We start from the raw sequence: 24,735 nt of genomic DNA on the forward strand, positions 1-24,735 counted from the left end.
GCCCTAGCGGTGACCACGAGAGGCCCGGCGGTGTCGTCCCGCCGGGCCTCTCGTGGTCCGCGTCGTCAGTGCCGGTCCCGCTCCGGCCCGGTATCGGCGGCGACGCAACGAAAGCCCACGTTGCCCGTGGTGGAGTCCGGCGTCATGCCCTGCCTGGCGGCGACGCGGTATCGGCGGCAGTAGGAGCTGTGGCACAGGTAGGAACCGCCTTTCGCCACGCGCCGGGTGCCGTCCCCGCCGAACTGGTCGGCGCACCATTCCCAGACGTTGCCGGTCATGTTGTACAAGCCGAAGTCGTTGGGTTCGAAGGTGTCCACCGGGCAGGTGCCGTACCAGCCGTCAGCCGTCGAGTTGTGCGCGGGAAAACTGCCCTGCCACACGTTCATCCGGTGCTGTCCGCCCGGTTCCAGTTCGTCGCCCCACGGAAAGAGCTTGCCCTGATGTCCGGCTCTGGCGGCGCACTCCCACTCCGCCTCGGTGGGCAGGCGTTTGCCCACCCACCGGGCGTAGGCATCGGCATCGGCCCACGAGATGTGCACCACGGGATGGTCCGGACGAAGCTCCACGGTGGATCCTGGTCCTTCCGGACGGGACCAGTCCGCGCCCTCGACCTGCCGCCACCACGGTGCCGCGGCGACGCCGCGCGTCGGCGGGAAGTTGTCGGGCAGTAGTCCGGCGAAGACGAACGACCAGCCGTACCGTTGCGCCTCTGTGCGGTAGCCGGTGCCCTCGACGAATCGCGCGAAGTCCGCGTTGGTCACCGCACGGGTGTCGATCCGGAACGAGTCGAGGGTGACCTCGCGAACCGGCCCCTCCCCGTCGTCCGGATACGCCGAGGGATGGACGCTGCCCATGAGGAAGCTGCCTGCGGCGACCCGGGTCATGCCCTCAGTGGAGACGGGCGACGCCGCCGTCTCGATCGGCGCCCCCGCCCCGGCCGGTACCGGGCCACGGCCTCCGGACGGGGCGCAGCAGCTCACTGTGCCCCCATGATCCGCCGGTGCAGGCCGCCGTCGAAGCCCGGTTCCTCCTCGCCCTGCGCGTCGAGATCGACCCGCACGGAGTGGATGAGGCCGGTGAATTCGTTGTCGATCACCGGATAGTCGTCGGTCACGGGCGTGCTGAGGTCCACCCCGATGTCGAGTGTCTCGTCGAAGGCGAAGTAGTACGGAATGGTCTGCTCGACACGCCCTCGCGCGTGTTCGGTGCCGTCGACGCTGACGACGACGGTGCCGCCGTTGCCGATCCCGCCGTCGTAGTCGAAGTCCATCCTGATCTCGTGCCGCCCCTGCGGTATCCGTTCGGCGCCACGCACCGGGTAGAGGTCCATGCCGAAGTAGTTGTAGACGTAGGCGGGCATGCCATCGGTGAAGTACATTGCCCAGCCGCCGAACCGGCCTCCTTGGGCGATGAGGACGCCCTCGCCCCCTGCTGCGGGCACCTCCACGTCGGCGACCACCGCGTGCGAGCGATTCTTGATGTTGGGCGTGGTCTCCTCGGTGAAGCGCCGCATTCCGCCGCGGTAGGTCACCGACTTCCGGTCACCGAGCAGGTCGAGACGTCCCGCCAGGGCCGGGTTCTCCCGTTCGGTGACCCGATCGTCCAGCGGGAAGACATTGTGCTTCGCGGCTTCGATCAGGAACAGTTCCTGTAACTTCCGGAGCTTCTCGGGGTGCTCGTGGGCGAGGTCGTGGGCCTGGCTCCAGTCGTTGTCGAGGTCGTAGAGTTCCCAGACGTCGTCGGCGAACCGCCTTTCCGCCGTCGAGACCATCTCCCACGGTATGCCGTGCCTGGTGACGGCCATCCATCCTTCGTGGTAGATGCCGCGGTTGCCGCACATCTCGAAGTACTGGGTACGACGGCGATCCGGAGCGTGCGGATCGGCGAGGGTCTCCCGCATGCTCGTCCCCTCGATCGGTTGCTGCCGCACGCCGTCCACCCGGGTGGGAGCGGGAATACCGGCGCACTCGAGCACCGTGGGCAGTACGTCGATGACGTGGTGGAACTGGTGCCGCAGCCCGCCACGCTCCTCGATCCCGCGTGGCCAGTGCATGATCATGCCGTCCCGCGTGCCGCCGAGATGTGATGCGACCTGCTTGGTCCACTGGTAGGGCGTGTTCATCGCCAGGGCCCAGCCTGCCGGTGCGATCGGATAGCTGTGCGGGCCGCCGATCTCGTCGATGTGCCGGATCATCTCGTCGGGGTCGTCCACCACGCCGTGGCCCAGACGGTGTTCGACGACGGTTCCCTCGATCCCGCCTTCGCCGGACGCACCGTTGTCGCCGAGGATGTAGAGGAACAGCGTGTTGTCCAGTTCGCCGAGTTCCTCCAGCGCGGCGGTGAACCGGCCGATCTGGGTGTCGGCATGCTCGGCGAAGCCCGCGAAGGTCTCCATGAACCTGGCCGCGAGCAACCGCTGGTTCTCGGTGAGCTCGTCCCAGCGCGGCACCCCCTCGGCCCAGTCCGCGAGTTCGGTGTCCGGCGGCACGACGCCGAGTTCCTTCTGCCGTCGCAGGGTGATCTCGCGCTGGCGGTCCCACCCGTGGTCGAACGCGCCCCGGTACTTCTCCCGCCATTCGGCGCCGACGTGGAGCGGTGCGTGCGCCGCGCCCAGCGCGAGGTAGGTGAAGAACGGGCGCTCCGGGGTCAGCGTGTGCTGCGTGCGGACCCAGTCGATCGCGTGATCGACGAGATCCTCCGAGAGGTGGTATCCGTCCTCCGGCCGCCCAGCCGGCTCGACGGGCGTGGTGCCCTCGTACAGCAGCGGATACCAGTGGTTCATCTCGGCGCCCATGAAACCGTAGAACGAGTCGAAACCTTCCCCCGTCGGCCAGCGGTCGAAGGGGCCGACTGCGCTGATCTCCCGTGGCGGCGTCTGGTGCCACTTGCCGAAGGCGGCCGTGCTGTAACCGTTGCCCTGCAGGATCTGGGCGATGGTCGCGGCGCTGCGGGGACGGAACCCGTTGTAGCCGGGCGCGGACGTGGCCATCTCGCTGGTGCCGCCCATGCCGACGGAGTGATGGTTGCGTCCGGTGAGCAGGGCCTGTCGGGTCGGGGAACACAGCGCGGTCACATGGAAACGGGTGTATCGGAGCCCGTTGTCGGCAAGCCGGTCCGCGGTGGGCATCTCACACGGTCCGCCGAAGGAACTGGACGTGCCGAATCCCATGTCGTCGACCAGCACGATCACCACGTTCGGCGCGTCCGGCGGGGCGGTCAGCGGGCGGACCGGCTCGAACGGAGCGTCCTGATCGTGGATGTCCATCGCCGTCGCCACCTGCTGCACGTGCTCCGGTTGCGGAAGCTCGTGGCGGCCTGCTTCGGAATCGTTCACGGTGCCCTCCTTGCTGGGTCGGCGACTCGCCCAGTCTTCGTGCCAGAAGCTCATCGGTCCAGTCGAGAGGGCCGAGCGGCACGATCGCTCCCAACGGCACCCCGCGATGACCCGCACTGCGCACACCCCCACCCCCGCCCATCGCACTTTCCCGGGAAAGTGCGATGGACTGGGCGCTTAGCCGACGGCTGTAGCCGGTCGCGCGATCTGGCGGCGCAGCCGGTTGAACAGCTTGGCGTTGTTCATGGCGAACACTCCCACCGTGACGCCGTCGCGCTGGTAGGTCGCGACGAAACGACGCTCCTGCGGTGTGCCGTCGACGATCGTCACCTCGTCACTCGGGTGCGGGTGCCCGGAGAGCTGGATCGTGGAGGAGTACTGATCCGACCAGACATATCCGGTGGGCGTGTAGTGCCGCGCGGTGTGACCGGCGAGGAGGTTCGTGACAGCGACTCCCGCCTGGTCGGCGGCGTTGGTCCAGTGCTCGTGGCGCACGACGGTGCCGGATACCGCGGACGTGTAGCGGGCGACATCACCGACCGCGACCACGTTGGGAAAGCCGGTCACGAGGCCGGAGTCGGTACCGACCCCGTTGTCCACGGCGAGGCCGGAGCCCGCCAGCCACTCGGTCGCCGGGATCATGCCGATGCCGACGACGACCACGTCGGCCGGAATGTGCTCGCCGCCGACGAGGTCGACGCCTGTGACACGACGGCCGTTCGCGCCGTCATCGGTGGTGCTCAGACCGTCGACCACGGCCCCGCACCGCAGCACCGTCCCGTGGTCGTCGTGCAACTGGGCGCACGCCGTTCCCAGTTGCGGGCCCAGAACGCGGGAGAGCGGTGTGTCGAGGGCTTCCAGGACGGTGACGTTCAGCCCTAGGCCGCGACATGTGGACGCGACCTCCGCGCCGATGAATCCGGCCCCGACCACGACCACCCTTGGTGAGCCCGCGGTGAGATCGGCGCGCAACCCGAGCGCGTCGTCGACCGTTCGCAGAACGTGTACCCCGGAGATGCCGTCCGTGCCGGGCAAGGTCCGGGGGCGTCCGCCGGTCGCGATGACGACGCCGTCGACGACGAGTTCGCTGCCATCGGAGAGGGCGATCCGGCGGTTCGCCGGATCGAGCCGTTCGGCCCGGATGCCGGTGCGGAACTGCAGGTCCAATTCGGCGTCCTCGCCGGCATCGAGCAGATCGAGTTCCGAGCGGTCCAGTGTGCCCGCGAGAAACGCCTTCGACAGCGGGGGCCGGTCGTAGGGCTGCTGATGTTCCTCACCCACCACGAACAACTGGCCGTCGTACCCCTGGACGCGCAGCTCCTGAGCCGCACGCGTCCCGGCCAGGGACCCCCCGATGATCGCGATGCTCTTCATGCCGCTTCCTCACTCGCCGCGTCCGATGCTGCGCTAGTTGCGTATTACGAGAATGGATGTGTATTACGCAACACAGTCTGGTTTCTCGTACCGTGGTGCGTCAAGGGTGTCCCGATCGTCAATCCGGGGGATACTTGTTGGTATGAGCCGATATTCGGGCATTCGGGTCGCCTCCGGACCCGCTGGACGGTGGCTGCCCGTCGCCCGGCGGTCCACCGGGCGACGGACAGGTCCGGCGGGGCCTAGGTCGCGGTCTCGCTGTGCCGGAAGAAGGGCAGATGGACCGGGGCCAGCGGGGTGTTGCCGAGGATGAGGTCGGCCGACTTCTCCGCGGTCATCATCACCGGCGCGTAGATGTTCCCGTTCGGGATGTACGGCATCACGGAGGCATCGGTGACGCGCAGTCCCTGAAGCCCGTGCACACGCATGGTCTCCGGGTCCACGACGGAATGCTCGCCGGTGCCCATCTTGGCGGTACAGGACGGATGTAGCGCCGTCTCCGCGTCGCGGGCCACCCAGTCGAGGATCTGCTGATCGGTCTCGACGTCGGGGCCCGGTGAGAGTTCGCCGCCGTTGAACTCGTCCAGCGCGGGCTGGTTGAGGATCCGCCGTGCCTCTCGAACGGCTTCCACCCACTCGCGGCGGTCCCGCTCGGTGGAGAGGTAGTTGAACCGCAACGCGGGGTGGGTCCTCGGATCGGTCGAGGTGATCTTCACGCTGCCCCGCGTGTCCGCGTACATCGGTCCGATGTGCACCTGGTAGCCGTGCCCCTCGGTCGGGGCGGAACCGTCGTAGCGGATCGCGACCGGCAGGAAGTGGAACATCAGGTTGGGGTACTCGACCTCGTCGTTGCTGCGTACGAAGCCCCCACCCTCGAAATGGTTGGTGGCGGCGGGTCCGGACCGCAGGAACAGCCACTGGGCGCCGATGAACGGGCGCTTCCACTTCTTCAGCGACGGTGCCATCGAGACCGGCTTGCGGCAGGCGTACTGGATGTAGACCTCGAGGTGATCCTGCAGGTTCTCACCGACTCCAGGAAGGTCGGCTACGACGTCCACGCCGAGCGCCTCCAGTTCCCGGGCGTTACCGACACCCGAGAGTTGCAGCAGTTGCGGTGTGTTGATGGCGCCACCGCAGAGGATGATCTCCTTGCCGTAGACCTCGGTCGGAGCGCGCCTGCCCTGCTGGTACTCCACGCCGATCGCCCTGGTGCCGTCGAAGAGAACCTGCGAGACGAACGCGCGCGTACGTACGGTCAGGTTGGGCCGGTTCATCGCCGGACGCAGGTACGCGCCCGCGGCGGAGAGCCTGCGTCCTCGGCGCACGTTGCGGTCGAACGGCGCGAACCCTTCCTGCCGGTAGCCGTTCACGTCGTCCGTGCGGGGGTGACCCGCCTGCTCGGCAGCGGCGAAGAAGGACTGGAACAACGGATTCGTGGCCGGGCCGCGCTCGAGTTCCAGCGGGCCGTCGTGGCCGCGGTACTCGCCGTCGTCGGCCAGGCAGTCCTCCATCCGCTGGAAGTACGGCAGGCAGTGCGCGTAGTCCCAGTTGGACATTCCGGGGTCGCCTGCCCAGCGCTCGTAGTCCATCGGGTTGCCCCGCTGGAAGATCATTCCGTTGATGCTGCTCGAGCCGCCGAGCACCTTGCCTCGGGCGTGGTAGACCCGGCGGCGGTGCATGTGGGGCTCGGGTTCGCTGCGGTATCCCCAGTCGTAGAACTTGCTGCCGATGGGAAAGGTGAGCGCCGCCGGCATGTGGATGAAGACGTCCCACGGGTAGTCGGACCGCCCGGCCTCCAGCACCAGCACCTTGTTGGCGGGGTCGGCCGAGAGCCGGTTGGCCAGAGCGCTGCCTGCCGAACCGCCGCCGACGATGACGAAGTCGTACTGATTGCCGCTCATGAGTTCCTCCTGAGGGTGCCTTGTCAGCCCTTGAACCAGCGGGCGGGCGTGGGGTCGATGTTGTGGTAGATGTGTTTCGTCTCCTGGTACTCGGCAAGACCCGAGGGGCCCAGTTCGCGGCCGATGCCGGACTTGCCGAAACCGCCCCACTCCGCCTGGGGGAGGTACGGGTGGTAGTCGTTGATCCACACGGTGCCGTGGCGCAGCGCGCCGGCGACCCGCTGGGCGACCGAGGCATCGGTCGTCCACACAGCACCGGCCAGGCCGTAGTCGGTGTCGTTGGCCAGGTCGATCGCTTCCTGCTCGTCGCGGAAGGTCTCGACGGTGACAACCGGGCCGAACACCTCCTCGCGGACGACCGCCATATCGCGAGTGCAGTCGGTGAAGATGGTGGGGCGCAGGAAGTAGCCGTCGCTCAGTGCCGGGTCGTCCGGGCGCTTCCCGCCCGCGCGCAGGGTGGCGCCCGCGTCGAGCGCGCCTGCGATGTACCGCTCGACCTTCTCCCGGTGCTCCGCCGATACCAGTGGCCCGCATTCGGTCTCCGGGTCCAGCCCGTTGCCGAGCCGGATGCGTTCGGCGCGGGCGGCGAACTCGTCGACGAACCGGTCGTGGATTCCCTCCTGGACGATCAGCCGCGCCCCGGCGGAGCACACCTGGCCGGAATGCGCGAATGTCGCGGCGAGCGCGTAGTCGACGGCGGTGTCGAAGTCCGCGTCGTCGAACACGACATTGGGGTTCTTCCCGCCCAGTTCCAGCGCGATTCGCTTCACGCCCTTCGCGGCGTTCGCCATGATCCGCTCGCCGGTCGAAAGTCCGCCGGTGAACGACACCAGGTCGACGTCCGGATGCGTGACCAGTGCCTCGCCGACCGGCCCCGGCCCCAGCACGAGGTTCACCGTGCCCGCCGGGACACCGGCCTCCGCGACCAGTTCGACGAGCTTGATCGTCGTCAGCGGGGTGACCTCACTGGGTTTGACGATCATCGTGTTGCCGGCCGCCAGCGCGGGGGCCACCTTCCAGCAAATCTGCAGCAGCGGGTAGTTCCACGGCGCGATCAGGGCGCATACCCCCACCGGTTCGTGGACGATCCTGCTGACGACGTCCGGACTGCCGGCGTCGACCACGCGGCCCGCGTCGCTACCCGCGAGATCCGCGTAGTAGCGGAACACCGCGACGACGTCGTCGACGTCGACCCGGCCCTCCTCGAGGGTCTTGCCCGTGTCGAGGCTCTCCGTGCGTGCGAGTTCCTCTCGGTCGCGAATGAGCAGGTCCGCGATGTGGCGCAGCACCTCGCCGCGTTCCCCGGCGCTGGTACGTCGCCACGCGCCGTTGTCGAAGGCGAAGCGCGCCGCGTCGACCGCGGCGTCGACGTCGGCTGGACCGGCAAGCGAGACCGATGTCAGCACACTGCCGTCGTATGGGTTGAGTACGTCGGTGCGCGCGCCGTCGCCCGCCTCGTACCAGCTTCCGTCGATGTAGAGATCTTTCATTCGGACTTCCCGTCCCAGTCGCCGAGCAGTACGGCCGGCGGGTGACCGCCGGCATCTCAAGTGCGTACATTTGTACGCGAAACTATGTACGGATGTCCACAAACTTGGTCGGCGAGTTGCTCAGGGATCGTTCTGACGGGGAGCCGGCCGCGCCGGTGGGAAGCGCCCGGGGCCGGACGTGGGAGGATCGACACGTCGCAGGGCCGGTCCGGCCGACGTAGCACAGAGGAGCAGGTCCAGTACTCATGTCGAAGGCCGATACCGTCCGGCGGAAGAAGATTCGCGGGCCCAACGATCCCGATCGGCGCGACAGGATCGCGCAGGCCGCGATCACCGTGGTCGCGGAGCGCGGGATCGACGGACTCACGCATCGGGCAGTGGCCGCGGCGGCCGATGTTCCGCTCGGCTCGACCACGTACCACTTCGCGACCTTGGATGACCTGCTGGCTGTCGCGCTCACGGAGGCGGCCGAGAACAACGTCCGCCAGCTTCGGGAATGGGAACAGGGGTTACCCGAGGAGGTCGATTTCGCGGCCGCGCTGGCCGATCTGGTGCTGAGCTTCCTCGACGACCAGCGTTCGCACACGCTGGTGGAGTACGACCTCTACGTCGCCGCCCTGCACCGGCCTGCGCTTCGCGAAGTGAGCGCGGCGTGGGACGAGGCATTGATCCAGCTCTTCGGATACCGAACCGACGCGATCACCGGACGACTGCTCGCGGCGATGTTCTGCGGGTTGCTCATGCAGCTGGCGCTGGCCGAACCGATGCCGTCCGGCGCCGAGATCGAGGCCCTGTTCCGCCGCGCGATCGCGGGTCCTGTTCGGTCCGATTAGGGCGCCGGGCGGGCTCGTGCCCGCCCGGCCTACACGCGCTCGCTCAGGCGGCGCCTTCCTGGGACAGCGCGTACTCCGTCTGCCGGACCGGCTCGGCCGCGGCCACGTGCACGTAGATCATCCCGTCCTCGACGAAGACAGGGTGGGTGCGGACGGCGCGCTTGGCCGGGAGGCAGGTGGGCATCCCGGTGCGCAGATCGAACAACGCGGCGTGCAGCGGGCATTCCACGAAGCATCCTTCGAGGAAGCCGTCCGAAAGGGCGGCGTCCTGGTGGGTGCAGGTGTCATCCACCGCGTAGAAGTCACCGTCGGCGTTGAAGACGGCGACGGGGACGTCGGCGGTGAAGCGGATCGACTCGCCGACGGGGAGTTCGTCGGTTCGGCAGACGGCGATCATCTCGGCTCCTGTTGCGTATGGCGGAACGAACTGCGGAAGACGCAACTAACGGTCCCCGATGCGTTCGCGCTCGTCAAGAGTTTTCGCCCCCGAGTCCACGTCCGTTCGGGCGATCTTTTGGGGCTATCCCGGCAAACCCCGCCAAAGTGCCGCCCTCGTGCCGCCGGCCGGGCGACCTGTCGACGACTGATGAGAATTTCGTCTTGACAGTGACTCGGGCCACCCCCATTCTGTTCCCTATAGGGCAACAAGCAGCGTAATACGCAACTACCTCGCGCGATCGACGCGATGGCCATCACCGTGCAGTCAGCCCGCCTGCCACACCCCCAAGACGCTTATCCGAACTGGCCGAGAAGGAGATATGCCTGTGCCACAACAGGTTCGTGGCGTGATCGCTCGCAAAGAGGGTGCGCCGGTCGAGTTGGTGGACATCATCGTGCCCGATCCGGGCCCGGGCGAGGCCGTGGTCAGGGTGCAGGCCTGCGGTGTCTGCCACACCGACCTGCACTACCGGGAGGGCGGGATCAACGACGAGTTCCCGTTTCTGCTGGGCCACGAGGCCGCGGGCGTGGTGGAGTCCGTCGGTGCCGGCGTCACGGATCTGGCCGAGGGTGATTTCGTGGTGCTGAACTGGCGAGCGGTGTGCGGTGTGTGCCGCGCCTGCCGCCGGGGTCGTCCCTGGTACTGCTTCGACACCCACAACGCTGCCCAGCCGATGACCCTGCTGGACGGGACCGCGCTGTCCCCGGCGCTGGGTATCGGCGCCTTCGCGGACAAGACCCTGGTCGCGGCCGGTCAGTGCACGAAGGTCGACCCGGCCGTGCGCCCCGATGTCGCCGGCCTCCTCGGCTGTGGGGTGATGGCGGGCATCGGCGCCGCGATCAACACCGGCGAGGTCACGCGCGGCGACTCCGTGGCGGTCCTCGGCTGTGGCGGCGTCGGCAGTGCCGCCGTGGCTGGTGCGCGACTGGCCGGTGCGCGTGAGGTGATCGCCGTGGATCTGGACGATACGAAGCTGGCCTGGGCCCGCGAACTCGGGGCCACGCAGACGATCAACGCGACCGAGGTGGATCCGGTCGAAGCCATCCGGGCACTCACCGGCGGCCACGGTGCCGATGTGGTGATCGACGCCGTGGGCAGGCCGGAGACGTTCGAGCAGGCGTTCTACGCGCGAGACCTGGCAGGCACCGTGGTGCTCGTCGGCGTCCCCACCCCGGAGATGAAGCTGGAACTTCCCCTGATCGACGTGTTCTCCCGCGGCGGGGCGACGAAGTCGTCCTGGTACGGCGATTGCCTGCCGAGCAGGGACTTCCCGATGCTGATCGACCTTTACCAGCAGGGCAGGCTCCCGCTGGACGCCTTCGTCTCCGAGACGATCGCGATCGACGACGTCGAGGCGGCGTTCGAGAAGATGCACCGCGGTGAAGTGCTGCGTTCGGTGGTGGTTCTCTGATGTCCGCGCGGGTCGACCTCGTACGAACGTCCGGGAACTTCGTACTGGACGGCGGAACCTTCGCCGTGGAGAACAATGTCTGGGTGATCGGCGACGAGCGCGAATGCATCGTCGTGGATCCGGCCCACGATCCCGATTCGATCCTCGAGACCGTCGGATCCCGCTCGCTGACCGCGATCGTGTGCACACACGGACACAACGATCACGTCAACGGCGCCATCCCGCTCGCGGACAAGGTGGGTGCACCGGTGCTGCTGCATCCGGAGGACCGAGAGCTCTGGGATCAGGAGAACCCCGAACGGCGGCCGGATTGGAGCCTGTCCGAGGACGAGGTGCTGACCGTCGCGGGTATCGACCTGCACGTACTGCACACTCCGGGGCACACCTGGGGCAGCGTCAGCCTGCATGTGCCCGAGCATGGCTGGTTGTTCGGCGGCGACACCCTCTTCCAGGGAGGCCCGGGAGCCACCGGCCGCTCGTACTCGGACTTCGACACCATCATCGACTCGATCTCCCGGAAGCTACTCGTTCTCGACGGTGCGACCACCGTCTACACCGGACACGGGCCGACGACGACCATCGCCGACGAGGCACCACACCTCGACGAGTGGATCGCGCGCGGTCACTAGCTTTTCTTGTTCCGAATCAGCCGTCGTTACACGGAGAGGACCGAAGTCCGTGACCACCACAGACCTGCCGCAGAGCCTGATGGAGACCCTGCCCGGTCACTACTACACCGATCAGACGATCTTTTCCCTCGAGCAGACCCGAATCTTCGAACGCGGCTGGTTCTGCGCGGTGCGCAGCGGTGATCTGCAGGCCGCGGGGGCGTTCCAGACAGTGCAGGTCGGCCGGGAGAGCGTGTTGATCGCGCGCGGCCGGGACGGAAAGCTGAACGCCTACCTCAACGTCTGCCGCCACCGCGGTGCGCGTCTGTGCACCGAGGAGACCGGCTCGGTCAAACGTTCCTTCCAATGCCCATACCACGCCTGGACCTACGGGCTGGACGGAAAGCTCATCGCGGCGCCCAACCTCACCGGCATGCCGGACGTGGACCGCTCGGAGTACGGACTGCACCGGGTGCGGTTGCGGGAGTGGCTGGGATACGCGTGGGTGTGCCTGGCCGCCGAACCACCGTCCTTCGAGGAAACGGTCATCGCCGACGTGGCCGATCGGCTCGGCGGCGCTGACGAGATCGCCGGATACCAGATCGACCAGCTCGCACTCGGCAAGCGCATCGAGTACGACGTCAAGGCGAACTGGAAGCAGATCATCGAGAACTTCATGGAGTGCTACCACTGCGCGACCATTCACCCCGAACTGACCGAGGTGCTGCCGGAGTTCGCGGACGGGTTCGCCGCGCAGTACTACGTCGGTCACGGCGCGCAGTTCGGCGAGGAGGTCGAGGGGTTCACCGTCGACGGCAGTGCGGGCGTCGACCGGCTGCCGGGGGTGGGGGAGCACCAGGACCGGCGCTACTACGCGATCACCGTACGGCCGCAGGTGTTCATCAACCTGGTGCCGGACCACGTGATCGTGCACCGGATGTTCCCGCTCGCCCCGGACCGCACCCTGATCCACTGCGACTGGCTGTACCTGCCGGAGGTCGTGGAGTCGGGACGTGACCTCTCGCGTTCGGTGGAACTGTTCCACCGAGTGAACCAGCAGGACTTCGACGCGTGCGAGCGTTGTCAGCTCGCGATGGATTCACGGGCGTACGCGCGTGGTGGCGTGCTGGTACCGAGCGAGCACCACATCGGCGAGTTCCACGACTGGGTGCGCAACCAGATCGATGCGGACGAGGTGACCACGGCTCGATAACGTGCTCGCGCTTTCGGCCGGGCGCCGGGAGCTTGCGGTGTGGTGCGGTTCTCGGCGAGGAGAGGAAGTGTGCGGTGGTGCGGCGTGCGCCCGACCACGACATCGACGAGGCGGCGCTCGCCACCGGTGAGCCCGAGAACGTGGCCGCCGGGCTCACCGGGGTGCTCGTGTCACTGCGGCGGAGCGGGCAGCAGATGGGATTCGCCCGCTCCGCCAGGACGCTCCCGCTGATCAACCAGCGGGACGGGTTCGACTGCCCGGGTTGCGCCTGGCCCGATCCGCCGGAGGCGGAGGGCGACCGGCGCAAGCAGGCGGAGTTCTGCGAGAACGGTGCGAAGGCGGTAGCGGAGGAGGCCACGAAGCGCCGGGTCGGCCCGGAGTTCTTCGCGCGGTTCTCCGTGACGGAGCTCGCGGCGAGGACCGACTACTGGCTCGGCCAGCAGGGCAGGCTGACGCAGCCGATGATCCTGCGTCCCGATGCCGAGCATTACCAGCCGATCAGCTGGGACGACGCGTTCGAGGTGATCGCCGCGGAGCTGGGCAGGCTGAGCGGTCCAGACGAGGCGGCGTTCTACACGTCCGGCCGGACCAGTAACGAGGCCGCGTTCCTGTACCAGCTCATGGTGCGCTGTTTCGGCACCAACAACCTGCCGGACTGCTCGAACATGTGCCACGAGTCCTCCGGCGCGGCGCTGACGGAGACGATCGGCATCGGTAAGGGTTCGGTCTCTCTGTCGGACGTGGAGAGCGCGGACCTGATCCTCGTGGTCGGCCAGAATCCGGGGACGAACCATCCGCGGATGCTCGCCTCACTGGAGAAGGTCAAGCGGAACGGCGGAAAGATCGTCGCCGTGAACCCACTGCCCGAGGCCGGGCTCCTGCGGTTCAAGAACCCGCAGAACGTCCGTGGGGTCATCGGTGGCGGAACACCACTGGCCGACGAGTTCGCGCAGATCCGCATCGGTGGCGACCTGGCCCTGTTCAAGGCCCTCACGGGACTCCTGCTGCAGGCCGAGGATCGAGAGCCCGGCTCCGTACTCGACCGGACGTTCATCGACGAGCACACGCATGGTTTCGCGGAGCTCGCCGAGCGGGCGCGCGACATCGACTGGGTCGCGACGGAGCTGGCGACCGGCCTCGGCCGCGAGCAGATCGAACGGATCGCGGCCATGCTCGCCGGCTCGCGGCGCACGATCGTCTGCTGGGCGATGGGTCTGACCCAGCACAGGGACGGCGTGGCCACCATCCGCGAGGTGGTCAACGTGCTCCTGCTTCGCGGCATGATCGGGAAGCCGGGCGCGGGCGTCTGCCCGGTTCGTGGCCACTCCAACGTGCAGGGCGACCGCACGATGGGTGTGTGGGAGAAGATGCCCGATGAGTTCCTCGCGGCCCTGGAGAAAGAGTTCGGGGTGACGGTCCCGCGCGAGCACGGTTTGGACACCGTCGACACGTTGCGGGCGATGAAGTCCGGCAAGGTCAAGGCCTTCGTCGCGGTGGGCGGCAACTTCGCGGCCGCGACGCCGGATTCCGCCGGCACCGAACGGGCCCTGCGGGGGTGCGATCTGACCGTGCAGGTGTCCACGAAACTCAACCGCTCACACGTCGTTCCCGGCCGGACCGCGCTGATCCTGCCCACGCTGGGGCGCACCGAACGTGACAGCCAGGCCACGGGCGAGCAGTTCGTCACGGTCGAGGATTCCATGTCGGTCGTCCATCGTTCGCGTGGACGACTCGAACCGGCCTCGGAGCACCTGCTGTCGGAGGTCGCGATCGTGTCCCGGCTCGCGGGAAAGCTGTTCGGAGCGGGGCATCCCGTTCGATGGGCGGAGTTCGAACACGACTATGACCTGGTTCGCGAGCACATCGCGCACGTGGTGCCCGGATGCGCCGGGTACAACGAACGGGTGCGCGCGCCGGACGGATTCGTTCTGCCACACCCGCCCCGCGACAGCCGCAGCTTTCCCACCGCGACGGGGAAGGCGAACTTCACCGTGAACGCGGCCGCACCGATCGCGGTCCCCGAGGGCAGGCTGCTGCTGCAGACGCTGCGCAGTCACGACCAGTACAACACCACCATCTACGGGCTCTCTGACAGGTACCGCGGAATCGAGGACGCCCGTCGGGTGGTGATGGTCAACGAAAACGACATCGCGTCGCTGGGGTTCGCCGACGGTGACATCGTCGATCTGGTCTCGGAGTGGACCGGCGCGGACGGCGGGCGCGAAGAGCGGCGGGCCGAGCGGTTCCGGATCGTCGGCTACCCGACTCCTCGCGGTTGCGCGGCCGCCTACTATCCGGAGGCGAATCCGTTGGTGCCACTCGATTCTGTCGCGACGGGATCAAACACGCCCGTGTCCAAGGCGATCGTCGTCCGGTTTGAACGGCGGTGAGTTCCCCGTTCCGGGCGTCCGCGTCAGATCAGTGCCCGGATCGCGCGCTCGAACCCCGCTACGTGCTCGCGGGTCAGGTCCGCCGCCTTCTCGGCGTCACCGTCGATGATCGCCGTGAGCAGTGGGATGTGCTCGTCGACGTGCCCGGCCATGCCGGAAAGGCGAGGTACGAAGACACACCAGATCCGGGTGGCCAGGTTGTCGTACCGGATGAGCGTGTCCTCCATGAACGGGTTGTGTACGCAGTGATAGATCGCCCTGTGCACGCTCAGATCCATCTTGAGCAGGTCCGCGTTGTCCTGGAGCCGCTCATCCGCGTCGAGTTGCTCCCGCAGCGCGGTCAGGACGCCTCGGTCGTCGTGGGTCGCCCGCTCGGCGGCCGCGGCGGTCGCCACCGGCTCGAGTGTGCGCCGCACCTCGGAGATGTGCGCGAGGTCGGAGATGTTGACGTCGGTCGCGAACGTCCCGCGCCGGGGAAACGCGACGACCAGCCGCTCGTTCTCCAGCCGCTTCAGGGCTTCCCGGATAGGGGTACGCCCGACACCGAGCGTGCTGCTCAGCCAGTCCTCGTTGATCGGCTCTCCAGGCTTGATCTCCAGCATGACAAGACGGTCGCGAATGGACATATAGGCACGCTCGGCCAGTGAAGGGCCCGCGTCCGGCATTTCGATGTTGACCTGTGTGCTCACCCGGCCTACCCTACATCGAAGACTGATATACCAGTAATCGACCAGGTCCCTTATCGGAGAGTGAGCGGGATATGACCACGACGATCGACCAGCGGGACGACGTGTTGAGCCGTTCCCTGCGCGAGTACGACCCTGTGGTCGCCGCGGCGATCGACGACGAACTGGAACGCCAGCAGTCCACGCTGGAGATGATCGCGAGCGAGAACTTCGCCCCGGCCTCGGTGTTGCAGGCCCAGGGATCGGTACTGACGAACAAGTACGCCGAGGGTTATCCGGGCAAGCGGTACTACGGCGGCTGCGAGCACGTCGATGTCATCGAGACCCTGGCGCTCGAGCGGATCAAGATGCTGTTCGGAGCGGGTTTCGCCAATGTGCAGCCGCACTCCGGCGCGCAGGCGAACGCCGCCGCCATGGCCGCGCTGATCAAGCCGGGCGACAAGATCCTCGGCCTCTCGCTGGCGCACGGCGGGCATCTGACCCACGGAATGCGGATCAACTTCTCCGGCCTGCTGTACGACGTGGCCGCCTACGAGGTGTCCGCCGACGACTTCCGGGTCGACATGGACGAGGTCGCCCGCCTGGCCAGGCAGCACCGGCCGCGACTGATCATCGCGGGCTGGTCCGCCTACCCCCGCCGGCTCGACTTCGCCCGGTTCCGCGAGATCGCGGACGAGGTCGGGGCCTATTTGATGGTCGACATGGCGCACTTCGCCGGTCTCGTCGCCGCGGGCCTGCACCCGTCTCCGGTGCCGCACGCACACGTCACGACCACCACGACCCACAAGACGCTCGGCGGTCCGCGCGGCGGGGTGATCCTCACCGACGACCAGGCGCTGGCGAAGAAGGTCAACTCGGCGGTGTTCCCCGGCCAGCAGGGCGGCCCGCTGGAGCACGTGATCGCGGCCAAGGCCGTGGCGTTCAAGATGGCCGCGGAACCGGAGTTCCGCGAACGCCAGCAACGCACCCTCGAAGGCGCGCGCATCATCGCGGAGCGCCTGATGGGCACTGACACCGGCGAGGCCGGGATTTCCGTGCTCACCGGTGGCACGGATGTCCACCTGGTGCTCGCGGACCTGCGTGACTCCGAACTCGACGGCAAGCAGGCCGAGGACCGGCTGCACTCGATCGGGATCACGGTCAACCGCAACGCCGTCCCGTTCGATCCGCGTCCGCCGATGGTGACCTCCGGCATCAGGATCGGCACACCCGCGCTGGCGACCCGCGGGTTCGGCGCCGACGAGTTCCGCGAGGTCGCCGACATCATCGCCGCAGCCTTGGTGCCCTCGTTCGACGACGAGGTCGCCGACTCCCTCCGGGCCCGTGTAGCGGACCTCGCCCACCGCTTCCCGCTCTACCCGCACCTGCAGGAGGTGTCGCGATGACCGAGACCGCAACCACCGCCCCCGGTGCGCACCTGCCGGACCACCCGTCGTTCCTCTGGGACAACCCCGATCCCGCCGACTCCTACGACGTGGTCATCGTCGGCGGCGGCGGGCACGGTCTCGCGACGGCCTACTACCTCGCGAAGGTCCACGGGATCACCAACGTCGCGGTCCTGGAGAAGGGCTGGCTGGCCGGCGGAAACATGGCCCGCAACACCACCATCATCCGGTCCAACTACCTGTGGGACGAGAGTTCCGGCATCTACGAGCACTCCCTGAAACTCTGGGAAACCCTCGAGGAGGAGCTGGAGTACCCGATCCTGTTCGACCAGCGGGGCGTGCTGAACCTGGCACACAGCCTGCAGGACGTCCGCGACAGCGTGCGCCGGGTGAACGCCAACCGCCTCAACGGCATCGACGCCGAGTGGGTGGATGCCAAGCAGGTCAAGGAGATCTGCCCGATCGTCAACATCTCGTCCGACGTGCGGTACCCGGTCATGGGCGCCACGTTCCAGCCGAGGGCGGGCATCGCCAAACATGACTACGTCGCGTGGGGATACGCCAGTGCCGCGGCCCGGCTCGGCGTCGATCTGATCCAGAACTGCGAGGTCACCGGGATCGACACCGCGAACGGAAAGGTCACCGGGCTGCGGACGACCCGGGGCCGCATCGCGGCGGGCAAGGTGGCGCTGTGCGCGGCAGGGCACTCCTCGGTGCTCGGCGAGATGGTGGGCCTCGAGTTGCCGGTGGTGTCGCACCCGTTGCAGGCCCTGGTGTCGGAGCTGTTGGAGCCGGTGCACCCGACGGTCGTGATGTCGAACGCGGTGCACGTCTACGTGTCCCAGGCACACAAGGGCGAACTCGTGATGGGCGCGGGTATCGACAGCTACAACGGGTACGGCCAGCGCGGCTCCTTCCACATCATCGAACAGCAGATGGCCGCCGCGCTCGAACTGTTCCCGATCTTCGCCAGGGCGCATCTGCTGCGGACCTGGGCGGGCATCGTCGACGTGAGCCCGGACGCCTCACCGATCGTCGGGCTGACGCCGGTCGACGGGCTGTACCTCAACTGCGGTTGGGGGACCGGCGGATTCAAGGCCACGCCCGGGGTGGGGGACTGCTTCGCGCACACCGTCGCGACGAACAAGCCGCATCCCTTCAACGAGCCGTTCACCCTCGAGCGGTTCACCACCGGAGCCCTCGTCGACGAACACGGCGCGGCAGCCGTCGCGCACTGATCAGCCTTCCGCGTCCTTCACAGGAGTTCTCATGCAACTCATCCCATGTCCGTGGTGCGGGCCTCGTGAGGAAATCGAGTTCCACCACGGCGGCCAGGCACACGTGGCCTATCCCGAGGACCCGTCGGCCTTGTCCGACGCGGAGTGGGCCAAGTACGTCTTCTTCCGCGACAACCCGCGTGGGCCGTTCGCGGAGCGCTGGAGTCATGCGGCCGGGTGCCGGCGTTGGTTCAACGCGGTCCGCGACACCAGCACACACGAACTCCTTGCTGTCTACCGTATCGACGAGCCGAGGCCGGTGATCTCATGAGCGCGGACTTCCGGCTGCCCGGCGGCGGCCTGATCGACCGGGACGAGGAACTGCACTTCACCTTCGACGGGCAGGCCCTGACCGGGTATCGCGGTGACACGCTCGCGTCCGCGTTGCTGGCGAATGGCGTGCACCAGGTCGCGACGAGCATCAAGTACGGCAGGCCCCGCGGGATCATGGCGGCGGGCGCCGAGGAGGCCAACGCACTGGTCCAGATCGACGAACCATTCCCCGAGCCCATGATCACCGCGACGACCGTCGAGCTCTACGACGGGCTCGTGGCACACGGTCTGCCCGGGCAGGGCAGCCTCGCCGACCGGCCCGACCCGGCGCGCTACGACGCCAAACACGTGCACTGTGACGTGCTGGTCGTCGGGGCGGGACCGGCTGGACTCACAGCCGCGCTCGCCGCTGCCCGCAGTGGCGCCAGGGTCGTCCTCGTCGACGACCAGAACCAGGCCGGTGGGTCACTGCTGGGCTCGGACGAGTACCTCGGCGAACGGCAGTCCTCGGCATGGGTGGAGGACATCGTCTCCGAGCTCCGCAGCACCCCCGACGTGCTGGTACTGCAACGCACCACCGCGTTCGGTGCCTATGACGACGGCTTCGTGCTGGCGCTGCAGCGGCGTACCGACCACCGGGGCGCCTCGGCGCCGGAAACCGTCGCCCGCCAACGCGTGTGGCGCATCCGTACCAAACAGACCGTGATCGCGACGGGCGCGCACGAGCGTCCCGTGGCCTTCGCGGACAACGACCGTCCCGGGATCATGCTCGCCGGTGCGGCTCGCACCTACCTGCACCGCTACGGTGTCGTGCCGGGCAGGCGCGCCGTGGTGTTCACGACCAACGACAGCGCCTACACAGCGGCGATCGAACTGGCCGAAGCCGGTGTCGACATCGCCGCTGTCGCCGACGCGCGCGACCGGCCCCCGGCCGGTCTGGCCGCGGAGTGCGCCGCACGGGGTATCGACGTGCGAGCAGGACACGTCGTAACCGGCACCGAGGGCGGCAGCAGGGTGTCCGCCGCGCACGTTTCGGCGCTCGAGGGCGAAGGGACCGGGCCCGCCGACGTGATCGACTGCGACGTGCTGCTGGTCTCCGGGGGATGGAACCCGGTCGTGCACCTGTTCAGCCAGGCGCGGGGAACGTTGCGCTACGCCCCCGAGATCGGCGCCTACGTGCCCGGCGACCCGCTGCCGGCGACGCGAGTCGCCGGTTCGGCGAACGGAGCGTTCGACCTGGAGACATGCGTGCTGCAGGGCCGGGAATCGGGCCGGACCGCGGCGACGGCGGCCGGCTTCCGCCCTGCCGCGGGCTGTCCCCTGCCCGAGTGCGACGCGCGCCCCGCGGAAGCGCCGCCTGTGGTGATGTGGCTGGTCCCGGCAGGCAGGACCGGAGCCAGGCACGAGGCGGACACGCGGTTCGTCGACCTCCAGCGCGACGCGACGGTGTCCGACGTCCTGCGTGCCACCGGCGCCGGCTTGCGCTCCCTGGAGCACATCAAGCGCTACACCACCATCGGTACGGCACACGACCAGGGAAAGACGTCGGGTCTGATCGCCGCGGGCATCGTCGCCGAGGCTCTCGGAGTCGACCTGGCCGAGCAGCGCCCCACGACCTACCGGCCGCCCTACACCTCGGTGCCCTTCGCGGCGCTGGCCGGACGCGACCGCGGCGAGCTGCACGATCCCGTGCGGACCACCTCGATCCATTCCTGGCATGTGGCCCACGGTGCGGAGTTCGAGGACGTCGGGCAGTGGAAGCGACCCTGGTACTACCCGCTTCCCGGGGAGGACATGGACACCGCGGTACTGCGGGAGTGCCGCGCCGCGCGCGAGAGCGTGGCGCTGATGGACGGCTCGACGCTGGGCAAGATCGACGTGCAGGGCGCTGACTCCGGCGAGTTCCTGAACATGCTCTACACGAACATGATGAGCAACCTCAAGGTCGGCCGGATCCGTTATGGGCTCATGTGCGGTGTCGACGGCATGGTCATCGACGACGGCACGGTGATCCGGCTCGCCGAGGACCGATTCCTGATCACCACCACCACCGGCAACGCGGCGAAGATTCTGGAGTGGATGGAGGAGTGGCTGCAGACGGAATGGCCGCACCTCGACGTGTTCCTCACCTCGGTCACGGAGCACTGGGCCACCGTGCCACTGGTCGGCCCGCGCTCCCGTGACGTGCTGGGTGCTCTGGCACCAGAACTGGACGTGTCCAACGAGGCGTTTGGTTTCATGGACTGGCGGGACGCGACGGTGGCCGGAATTCCCGCCAGGGTGTGCCGGATCAGTTTCTCCGGCGAGCTGGCCTACGAGATCAACGTCGACGCCTGGCACGGCCTCGCACTGTGGGAAGCGTTGATGGCGGCCGGTGAACGGTACGGGATCACGCCGTACGGCACGGAGACGATGCACGTACTGCGGGCCGAGAAGGGCTACCCGATCATCGGCCAGGACACCGACGCGACGGTGACCCCGCAGGACCTCGGCATGTTCTGGGCGGTGTCGAAGAAGAAGATCGACTTTCTCGGGAAGCGTTCCTTCTCCAGGGCCGAGAACCAGCGGCCCGACCGCAAGCAGTTCGTCGGTCTGTTGCCCGCCGATCCCACGGTCCGGCTCCCCGAGGGGGCGCAGATCATCGAGTCCGATCACATACCGGAGCCACCTGTCCGGATGCTCGGACACGTGACATCCAGTTACAACAGCGCCGCGCTGGATCGCACGTTCGCCCTGGCTGTCCTGAGGTCCGGCCGCGAACGTATCGGCGAGACGCTGTTCGTGCCGCTGGGCGAGTCGGTCGTGCCGGTCACCGTGACCGAATCCGTGCTGTTCGACAAGGAGGGAGCCCGCCGTGACGGTTGACACCACGACCCCGCACAGCCCACTGGAGGCGTGGAGTGACCGGCTGGCCCGGCTCGCTCCGGGAGCGCGGGCGGTCGAACAGCCCTTCTTGACTCAGCTCACCCTGCGTGTCACCGACAGCGCGGCGGCTTCCGCCGTCGGCGATGCGCTCGGTGTGTCCCTTCCCGCCGCCCCGTGCACGTTCACGGCAGGAGCGGGCCCGTACGGGGAACTCGGGGTTCTGTGGATGGGGCCGGACGAGTACCTGGTGCTCGGTCGTCCCGGAAGCCAGGTCGACCTGGAGGACGCCCTGCGAGCCGCACTCTCGGGGTCCCGTGGCGCGGTGACCGACGTGTCCGCACAGCGCACCACGATCACCCTGGCCGGGCCGCGGAGTCGTGACGTCCTGGCGCACGGGTGCTCGATCGACCTGCACCCCTCGGCGGCCCCTACCGGCACCTGTGTGCAGACGATGCTCGCCAGAGCCGGGGTGGTGTTGCTGGTGGACGACACCGATCGCGACCAGTTCACCCTGCTGGTCCGCTCGTCGTTCGCGGAGTACCTCGCGGCGTGGCTGGTCGATGCGAGTGTGGAGTACCGGGAGTGGGCGACATGAGCCTGACAGACAGTTCTGGGACTGAAGCGACGAGCGCAGATCGCCCACGTGAACGCGCGTTCGGCGAAGCCCCGCGATGGCGGCGGCGGGGCGCGGAGCAGCGAAAATTCACCCTCAACGTCAAGTCTGAGCCCCGTCGACGTCATCGCGGTCGCGCGTTGGAAAACAAATGTTGAGCGTGTTCGAGCTGTTCAAGGTCGGGATCGGCCCGTCCAGCTCGCACACGGTTGGACCGATGCGCGCCGCGAAATCCTTTGTGGATTCGCTACGTGACGACGGCCTGCTGGCTCGGGTCGACACGGTGCGGGTCGAGTTGTTCGGCTCACTCGGTGCGACCGGGCGTGGCCACGGGAGCGTCAACGCCGTGGTCCTCGGCCTGGCCGGGCACGCACCGGACACTGTGGACCCGATCGAGGCGCAGCCCATCGTGGACCGGGTGGCGGAGATCGGCAAGCTCGACCTGGCCGGATGTCAGACGATCGGATTCTCCGTCGATCGCGACGTGGTGCTGCACCGTCGCAAGCGGCTGGACTTCCACACGAACGGGATGGTGTTCCGGGGTATCGCCGATTCCGGCGAGCCGGTGTCCGTCCGCACCTACTATTCGGTCGGTGGCGGATTCGTGGTCGACGAGGACACGGCCGGGGCGAAACACATCGTGGAGGACGCCACCCCGGTGCCGTTTCCCTTCCACACGGCCGTGGAACTGCTGGAGCACACGACGCGCACGGGCCGTTCGATCAGTTCGCTGATGATGGACAACGAGAAGGTCCGGCAGTCCGAGAGCGAGATCCGTGCCGGGCTGCTGACTATCTGGTCGGTGATGCGTGAATGCGTCGACCGCGGCAGCGCGACCGCCGGTGTCCTACCGGGACGACTGAAGGTGCGTCGCCGTGCGGAGGCTCTGCGCAAGCAACTCCTGGAAGCAGACAACGCGGGCGACCCGCTGCACGCCATGGAATGGGTGACGATGTTCGCCCTGGCCGTGAACGAGGAGAACGCGGCGGGCGGACGGGTCGTCACAGCGCCGACCAACGGCGCTGCCGGAATCATCCCCGCCGTCCTGCACTACTACGAGATGTTCGTGCCGGGTGCATCCGAGGACGGGGTGGTCGACTTCCTGTTGACCGCGGGCGCGATCGGCATGCTGTTCAAGGAGAACGCATCGATATCCGGTGCGGAGGTCGGCTGTCAGGGCGAGGTCGGATCGGCGTGCTCGATGGCCGCCGGCGCGCTGGCCGAGGTGCTCGGTGGCACACCGGAGCAGGTGGAGAACGCCGCGGAGATCGGCATCGAGCACAATCTGGGCCTTACCTGCGATCCGGTCGGTGGATTGGTGCAGATCCCGTGCATCGAACGGAACGCGATCGCCTCGGTCAAGGCGATCACTGCCGCGCGGATGTCGGTGCGAGGTGACGGCGTGCACCACGTCAGCCTGGACAAGGCGATCAAGACGATGCGCGAGACGGGCGCCGACATGAAGGACAAGTACAAGGAGACCGCGCGCGGGGGCCTCGCCCTCAACGTCGTCGAGTGCTGACGATTCCGCGAAAGATTCATTGACGTGTCCGCCGTCACCGCTCTAGCATGAGACTGGTATATCAAGTATCTATCAGCTTCCCCCGGGTACGAACGCCGAGGAGAAAACCGTGGCGCAACCCTTCACCCTGACCCTTAGTTGCCCGGAGCGGGCGGGGATCGTCCATGCGGTCACTTCGTTCCTCGTCGGCCGCGGCTGTGACATCGTCGAGCACCAGCAGTTCGACGACGACGTCCGTGGATCGCTGTTCCTGCGCACCTCGTTCTCCTGCCCCGAGCACACTGTCACCGTCGAGGACCTCACCCGTGAGTTCGCCGCGGTGGCCGGGGAGTTCCAGATGGAGTTCCGGATCTCGGACGACCGGCCGGAACGCGTCCTGGTGATGGTGTCCAAGTTCGGGCACTGCCTCAACGATCTGCTGTTCCGCTGGCGCGCAGGCAGTCTGGGCGCCGACATCGCGGTCGTGGTGTCCAATCACGAGGATCTGCGCCCGATGGTCGAGGCCGCGGGACTGCCCTTCGTGCACGTGCCGGTGACCGCCGAGACCAAGCCGGAGGCCGAGCAGCGACTGCTCGAACTCGTCGACGAATACCAGGCCGACCTGGTGGTGCTCGCCCGCTACATGCAGGTGCTGTCCAACGACCTGTGCGTGAAGCTGCAAGGCCGGGCGATCAACATCCATCACTCGTTCCTGCCTGGTTTCAAGGGCGCCAAGCCCTATCACCAGGCCTACGACCGTGGCGTGAAGTACGTCGGCGCCACGGCCCACTACGTGACAGCCGATCTGGACGAAGGTCCGATCATCGAACAGGAAGTGTTGCGGGTGGACCACAGTTACTCGCCGCGCTCACTGGTCACCGCGGGACGCGATGCCGAGGCGCTCGCCCTGTCCAGGGCCGTGCGCTGGCACTGCGAGCATCGCGTGCTGCTCAACGGCAACAGCACCGTGGTCTTCCGTTGATCCTTTGTCCAATTCAACGGTCGGGTGATGCACAGTTGCGGGTTCGCCTCCCGCTAGTGAGTCACCTGCATACGACCGCCACGAGTCGGCCTCCGCAAGCTCCAGCCGACCCCCGTCGATCGCATTGTGCATAACCCTCCCAGACCCCTTGACATCCCGC

At 67.8% G+C, this 24,735-nt stretch carries 19 protein-coding genes; 12 read left to right on the plus strand and 7 right to left on the minus strand.

Annotated elements, in window-relative coordinates; translation table 11 throughout:
* Positions 1-65: 65 nt before the first annotated feature.
* From D0C15_RS02785 to D0C15_RS02805, 5 genes are all read right to left on the minus strand, one after another.
* Positions 66-980 carry a formylglycine-generating enzyme family protein gene (locus tag D0C15_RS02785; RefSeq protein ID WP_483964183.1) on the minus strand — a complete coding sequence of 305 codons (915 nt, stop codon included), beginning with the start codon at positions 978-980 and terminating at the stop codon, positions 66-68.
* Positions 977-3,334, minus strand: coding sequence for an arylsulfatase (locus D0C15_RS02790; RefSeq protein ID WP_116040741.1), 2,358 nt, complete (start codon positions 3,332-3,334; stop codon positions 977-979). The genes D0C15_RS02785 and D0C15_RS02790 overlap by 4 nt, the downstream gene beginning before the upstream one ends.
* Positions 3,335-3,511: 177 nt before the next feature.
* Complete coding sequence (locus D0C15_RS02795; RefSeq protein ID WP_116040742.1) at positions 3,512-4,708, minus strand: NAD(P)/FAD-dependent oxidoreductase; 1,197 nt, start codon at positions 4,706-4,708, stop codon at positions 3,512-3,514.
* Between the two features lie 242 nt (positions 4,709-4,950).
* Positions 4,951-6,609 (minus strand): choline dehydrogenase, encoded by a 1,659-nt coding sequence (gene betA / locus D0C15_RS02800; protein ID WP_116040743.1) that lies wholly within the window; start codon positions 6,607-6,609, stop codon positions 4,951-4,953.
* 23 nt (positions 6,610-6,632) lie between these two features.
* A complete protein-coding gene (locus D0C15_RS02805) occupies positions 6,633-8,099 on the minus strand; it encodes an aldehyde dehydrogenase family protein (RefSeq protein WP_116040744.1) in 1,467 nt (488 codons plus the stop codon).
* A 245-nt stretch (positions 8,100-8,344) separates the two neighbouring features.
* Here D0C15_RS02805 and D0C15_RS02810 point away from each other — a divergent pair, with 245 nt between their 5' ends.
* On the plus strand, positions 8,345-8,932 hold the full coding sequence (locus D0C15_RS02810) for a TetR/AcrR family transcriptional regulator (protein WP_116040745.1): 588 nt from the start codon (positions 8,345-8,347) through the stop codon (positions 8,930-8,932).
* Positions 8,933-8,975: 43 nt separating this feature from the next.
* Here the strand turns inward: D0C15_RS02810 and D0C15_RS02815 are convergent, their stop codons facing one another.
* On the minus strand, positions 8,976-9,329 hold the full coding sequence (locus D0C15_RS02815; RefSeq protein ID WP_116040746.1) for a bifunctional 3-phenylpropionate/cinnamic acid dioxygenase ferredoxin subunit: 354 nt from the start codon (positions 9,327-9,329) through the stop codon (positions 8,976-8,978).
* Between the two features lie 367 nt (positions 9,330-9,696).
* Here D0C15_RS02815 and D0C15_RS02820 point away from each other — a divergent pair, with 367 nt between their 5' ends.
* From D0C15_RS02820 to D0C15_RS02835, 4 genes are all read left to right on the plus strand, one after another.
* Positions 9,697-10,782 carry an S-(hydroxymethyl)mycothiol dehydrogenase gene (locus D0C15_RS02820; protein WP_116040747.1) on the plus strand — a complete coding sequence of 362 codons (1,086 nt, stop codon included), beginning with the start codon at positions 9,697-9,699 and terminating at the stop codon, positions 10,780-10,782.
* Positions 10,782-11,411 carry an MBL fold metallo-hydrolase gene (locus tag D0C15_RS02825; protein ID WP_116040748.1) on the plus strand — a complete coding sequence of 210 codons (630 nt, stop codon included), beginning with the start codon at positions 10,782-10,784 and terminating at the stop codon, positions 11,409-11,411. The genes D0C15_RS02820 and D0C15_RS02825 overlap by 1 nt, the downstream gene beginning before the upstream one ends.
* Positions 11,412-11,460: 49 nt before the next feature.
* Positions 11,461-12,603 carry an aromatic ring-hydroxylating oxygenase subunit alpha gene (locus D0C15_RS02830; protein WP_116040749.1) on the plus strand — a complete coding sequence of 381 codons (1,143 nt, stop codon included), beginning with the start codon at positions 11,461-11,463 and terminating at the stop codon, positions 12,601-12,603.
* Between the two features lie 74 nt (positions 12,604-12,677).
* Positions 12,678-14,993, plus strand: a complete 2,316-nt coding sequence (locus D0C15_RS02835) for an FdhF/YdeP family oxidoreductase (protein ID WP_116040750.1) — start codon at positions 12,678-12,680, stop codon at positions 14,991-14,993.
* A gap of 23 nt (positions 14,994-15,016) precedes the next feature.
* Here D0C15_RS02835 and D0C15_RS02840 read toward each other — a convergent pair whose 3' ends face one another.
* Positions 15,017-15,658, minus strand: coding sequence for a GntR family transcriptional regulator (locus D0C15_RS02840; protein ID WP_116040901.1), 642 nt, complete (start codon positions 15,656-15,658; stop codon positions 15,017-15,019).
* A 95-nt stretch (positions 15,659-15,753) separates the two neighbouring features.
* Here D0C15_RS02840 and glyA point away from each other — a divergent pair, with 95 nt between their 5' ends.
* The 7 genes from glyA to purU all read left to right on the plus strand — a co-directional run bounded on the left by glyA (position 15,754) and on the right by purU (position 24,575).
* On the plus strand, positions 15,754-17,064 hold the full coding sequence (glyA, locus tag D0C15_RS02845) for a serine hydroxymethyltransferase (protein ID WP_116040751.1): 1,311 nt from the start codon (positions 15,754-15,756) through the stop codon (positions 17,062-17,064).
* Positions 17,061-18,302, plus strand: coding sequence for a sarcosine oxidase subunit beta family protein (locus D0C15_RS02850; protein ID WP_116040752.1), 1,242 nt, complete (start codon positions 17,061-17,063; stop codon positions 18,300-18,302). Before glyA ends, D0C15_RS02850 begins: the two co-directional genes overlap by 4 nt.
* Before the next feature lie 31 nt (positions 18,303-18,333).
* Positions 18,334-18,612, plus strand: a complete 279-nt coding sequence (locus tag D0C15_RS02855) for a sarcosine oxidase subunit delta (protein ID WP_116040753.1) — start codon at positions 18,334-18,336, stop codon at positions 18,610-18,612.
* On the plus strand, positions 18,609-21,479 hold the full coding sequence (locus tag D0C15_RS02860; RefSeq protein WP_116040754.1) for a 2Fe-2S iron-sulfur cluster-binding protein: 2,871 nt from the start codon (positions 18,609-18,611) through the stop codon (positions 21,477-21,479). The genes D0C15_RS02855 and D0C15_RS02860 overlap by 4 nt, the downstream gene beginning before the upstream one ends.
* Positions 21,469-22,074 carry a sarcosine oxidase subunit gamma gene (locus D0C15_RS02865; protein ID WP_116040755.1) on the plus strand — a complete coding sequence of 202 codons (606 nt, stop codon included), beginning with the start codon at positions 21,469-21,471 and terminating at the stop codon, positions 22,072-22,074. The genes D0C15_RS02860 and D0C15_RS02865 overlap by 11 nt, the downstream gene beginning before the upstream one ends.
* A gap of 169 nt (positions 22,075-22,243) precedes the next feature.
* Positions 22,244-23,614 carry an L-serine ammonia-lyase gene (locus D0C15_RS02870; protein WP_116040756.1) on the plus strand — a complete coding sequence of 457 codons (1,371 nt, stop codon included), beginning with the start codon at positions 22,244-22,246 and terminating at the stop codon, positions 23,612-23,614.
* Positions 23,615-23,723: 109 nt separating this feature from the next.
* Complete coding sequence (gene purU, locus D0C15_RS02875) at positions 23,724-24,575, plus strand: formyltetrahydrofolate deformylase (RefSeq protein WP_116040757.1); 852 nt, start codon at positions 23,724-23,726, stop codon at positions 24,573-24,575.
* Positions 24,576-24,735 lie beyond the last annotated feature (160 nt).

It is taken from the genome of Amycolatopsis palatopharyngis (assembly GCF_003385185.1).
In the GTDB taxonomy this organism is placed as follows: domain Bacteria; phylum Actinomycetota; class Actinomycetes; order Mycobacteriales; family Pseudonocardiaceae; genus Amycolatopsis; species Amycolatopsis palatopharyngis.

Bases quoted from the DNA above. Each gene is read 5' to 3' on its own strand.
- D0C15_RS02840 (WP_116040901.1), bottom strand. From the start codon at position 15,658: ATGCCGGACGCGGGCCCTTCACTGGCCGAGCGTGCCTATATGTCCATT.
- D0C15_RS02870 (WP_116040756.1), top strand. From the start codon at position 22,244: ATGTTGAGCGTGTTCGAGCTGTTCAAGGTCGGGATCGGCCCGTCCAGC.
- betA (WP_116040743.1), bottom strand. From the start codon at position 6,609: ATGAGCGGCAATCAGTACGACTTCGTCATCGTCGGCGGCGGTTCGGCA.
- glyA (WP_116040751.1), top strand. From the start codon at position 15,754: ATGACCACGACGATCGACCAGCGGGACGACGTGTTGAGCCGTTCCCTG.
- D0C15_RS02860 (WP_116040754.1), top strand. From the start codon at position 18,609: ATGAGCGCGGACTTCCGGCTGCCCGGCGGCGGCCTGATCGACCGGGAC.
- D0C15_RS02855 (WP_116040753.1), top strand. From the start codon at position 18,334: ATGCAACTCATCCCATGTCCGTGGTGCGGGCCTCGTGAGGAAATCGAG.
- D0C15_RS02795 (WP_116040742.1), bottom strand. From the start codon at position 4,708: ATGAAGAGCATCGCGATCATCGGGGGGTCCCTGGCCGGGACGCGTGCG.
- D0C15_RS02805 (WP_116040744.1), bottom strand. From the start codon at position 8,099: ATGAAAGATCTCTACATCGACGGAAGCTGGTACGAGGCGGGCGACGGC.
- D0C15_RS02825 (WP_116040748.1), top strand. From the start codon at position 10,782: ATGTCCGCGCGGGTCGACCTCGTACGAACGTCCGGGAACTTCGTACTG.
- D0C15_RS02810 (WP_116040745.1), top strand. From the start codon at position 8,345: ATGTCGAAGGCCGATACCGTCCGGCGGAAGAAGATTCGCGGGCCCAAC.
- D0C15_RS02815 (WP_116040746.1), bottom strand. From the start codon at position 9,329: ATGATCGCCGTCTGCCGAACCGACGAACTCCCCGTCGGCGAGTCGATC.
- D0C15_RS02850 (WP_116040752.1), top strand. From the start codon at position 17,061: ATGACCGAGACCGCAACCACCGCCCCCGGTGCGCACCTGCCGGACCAC.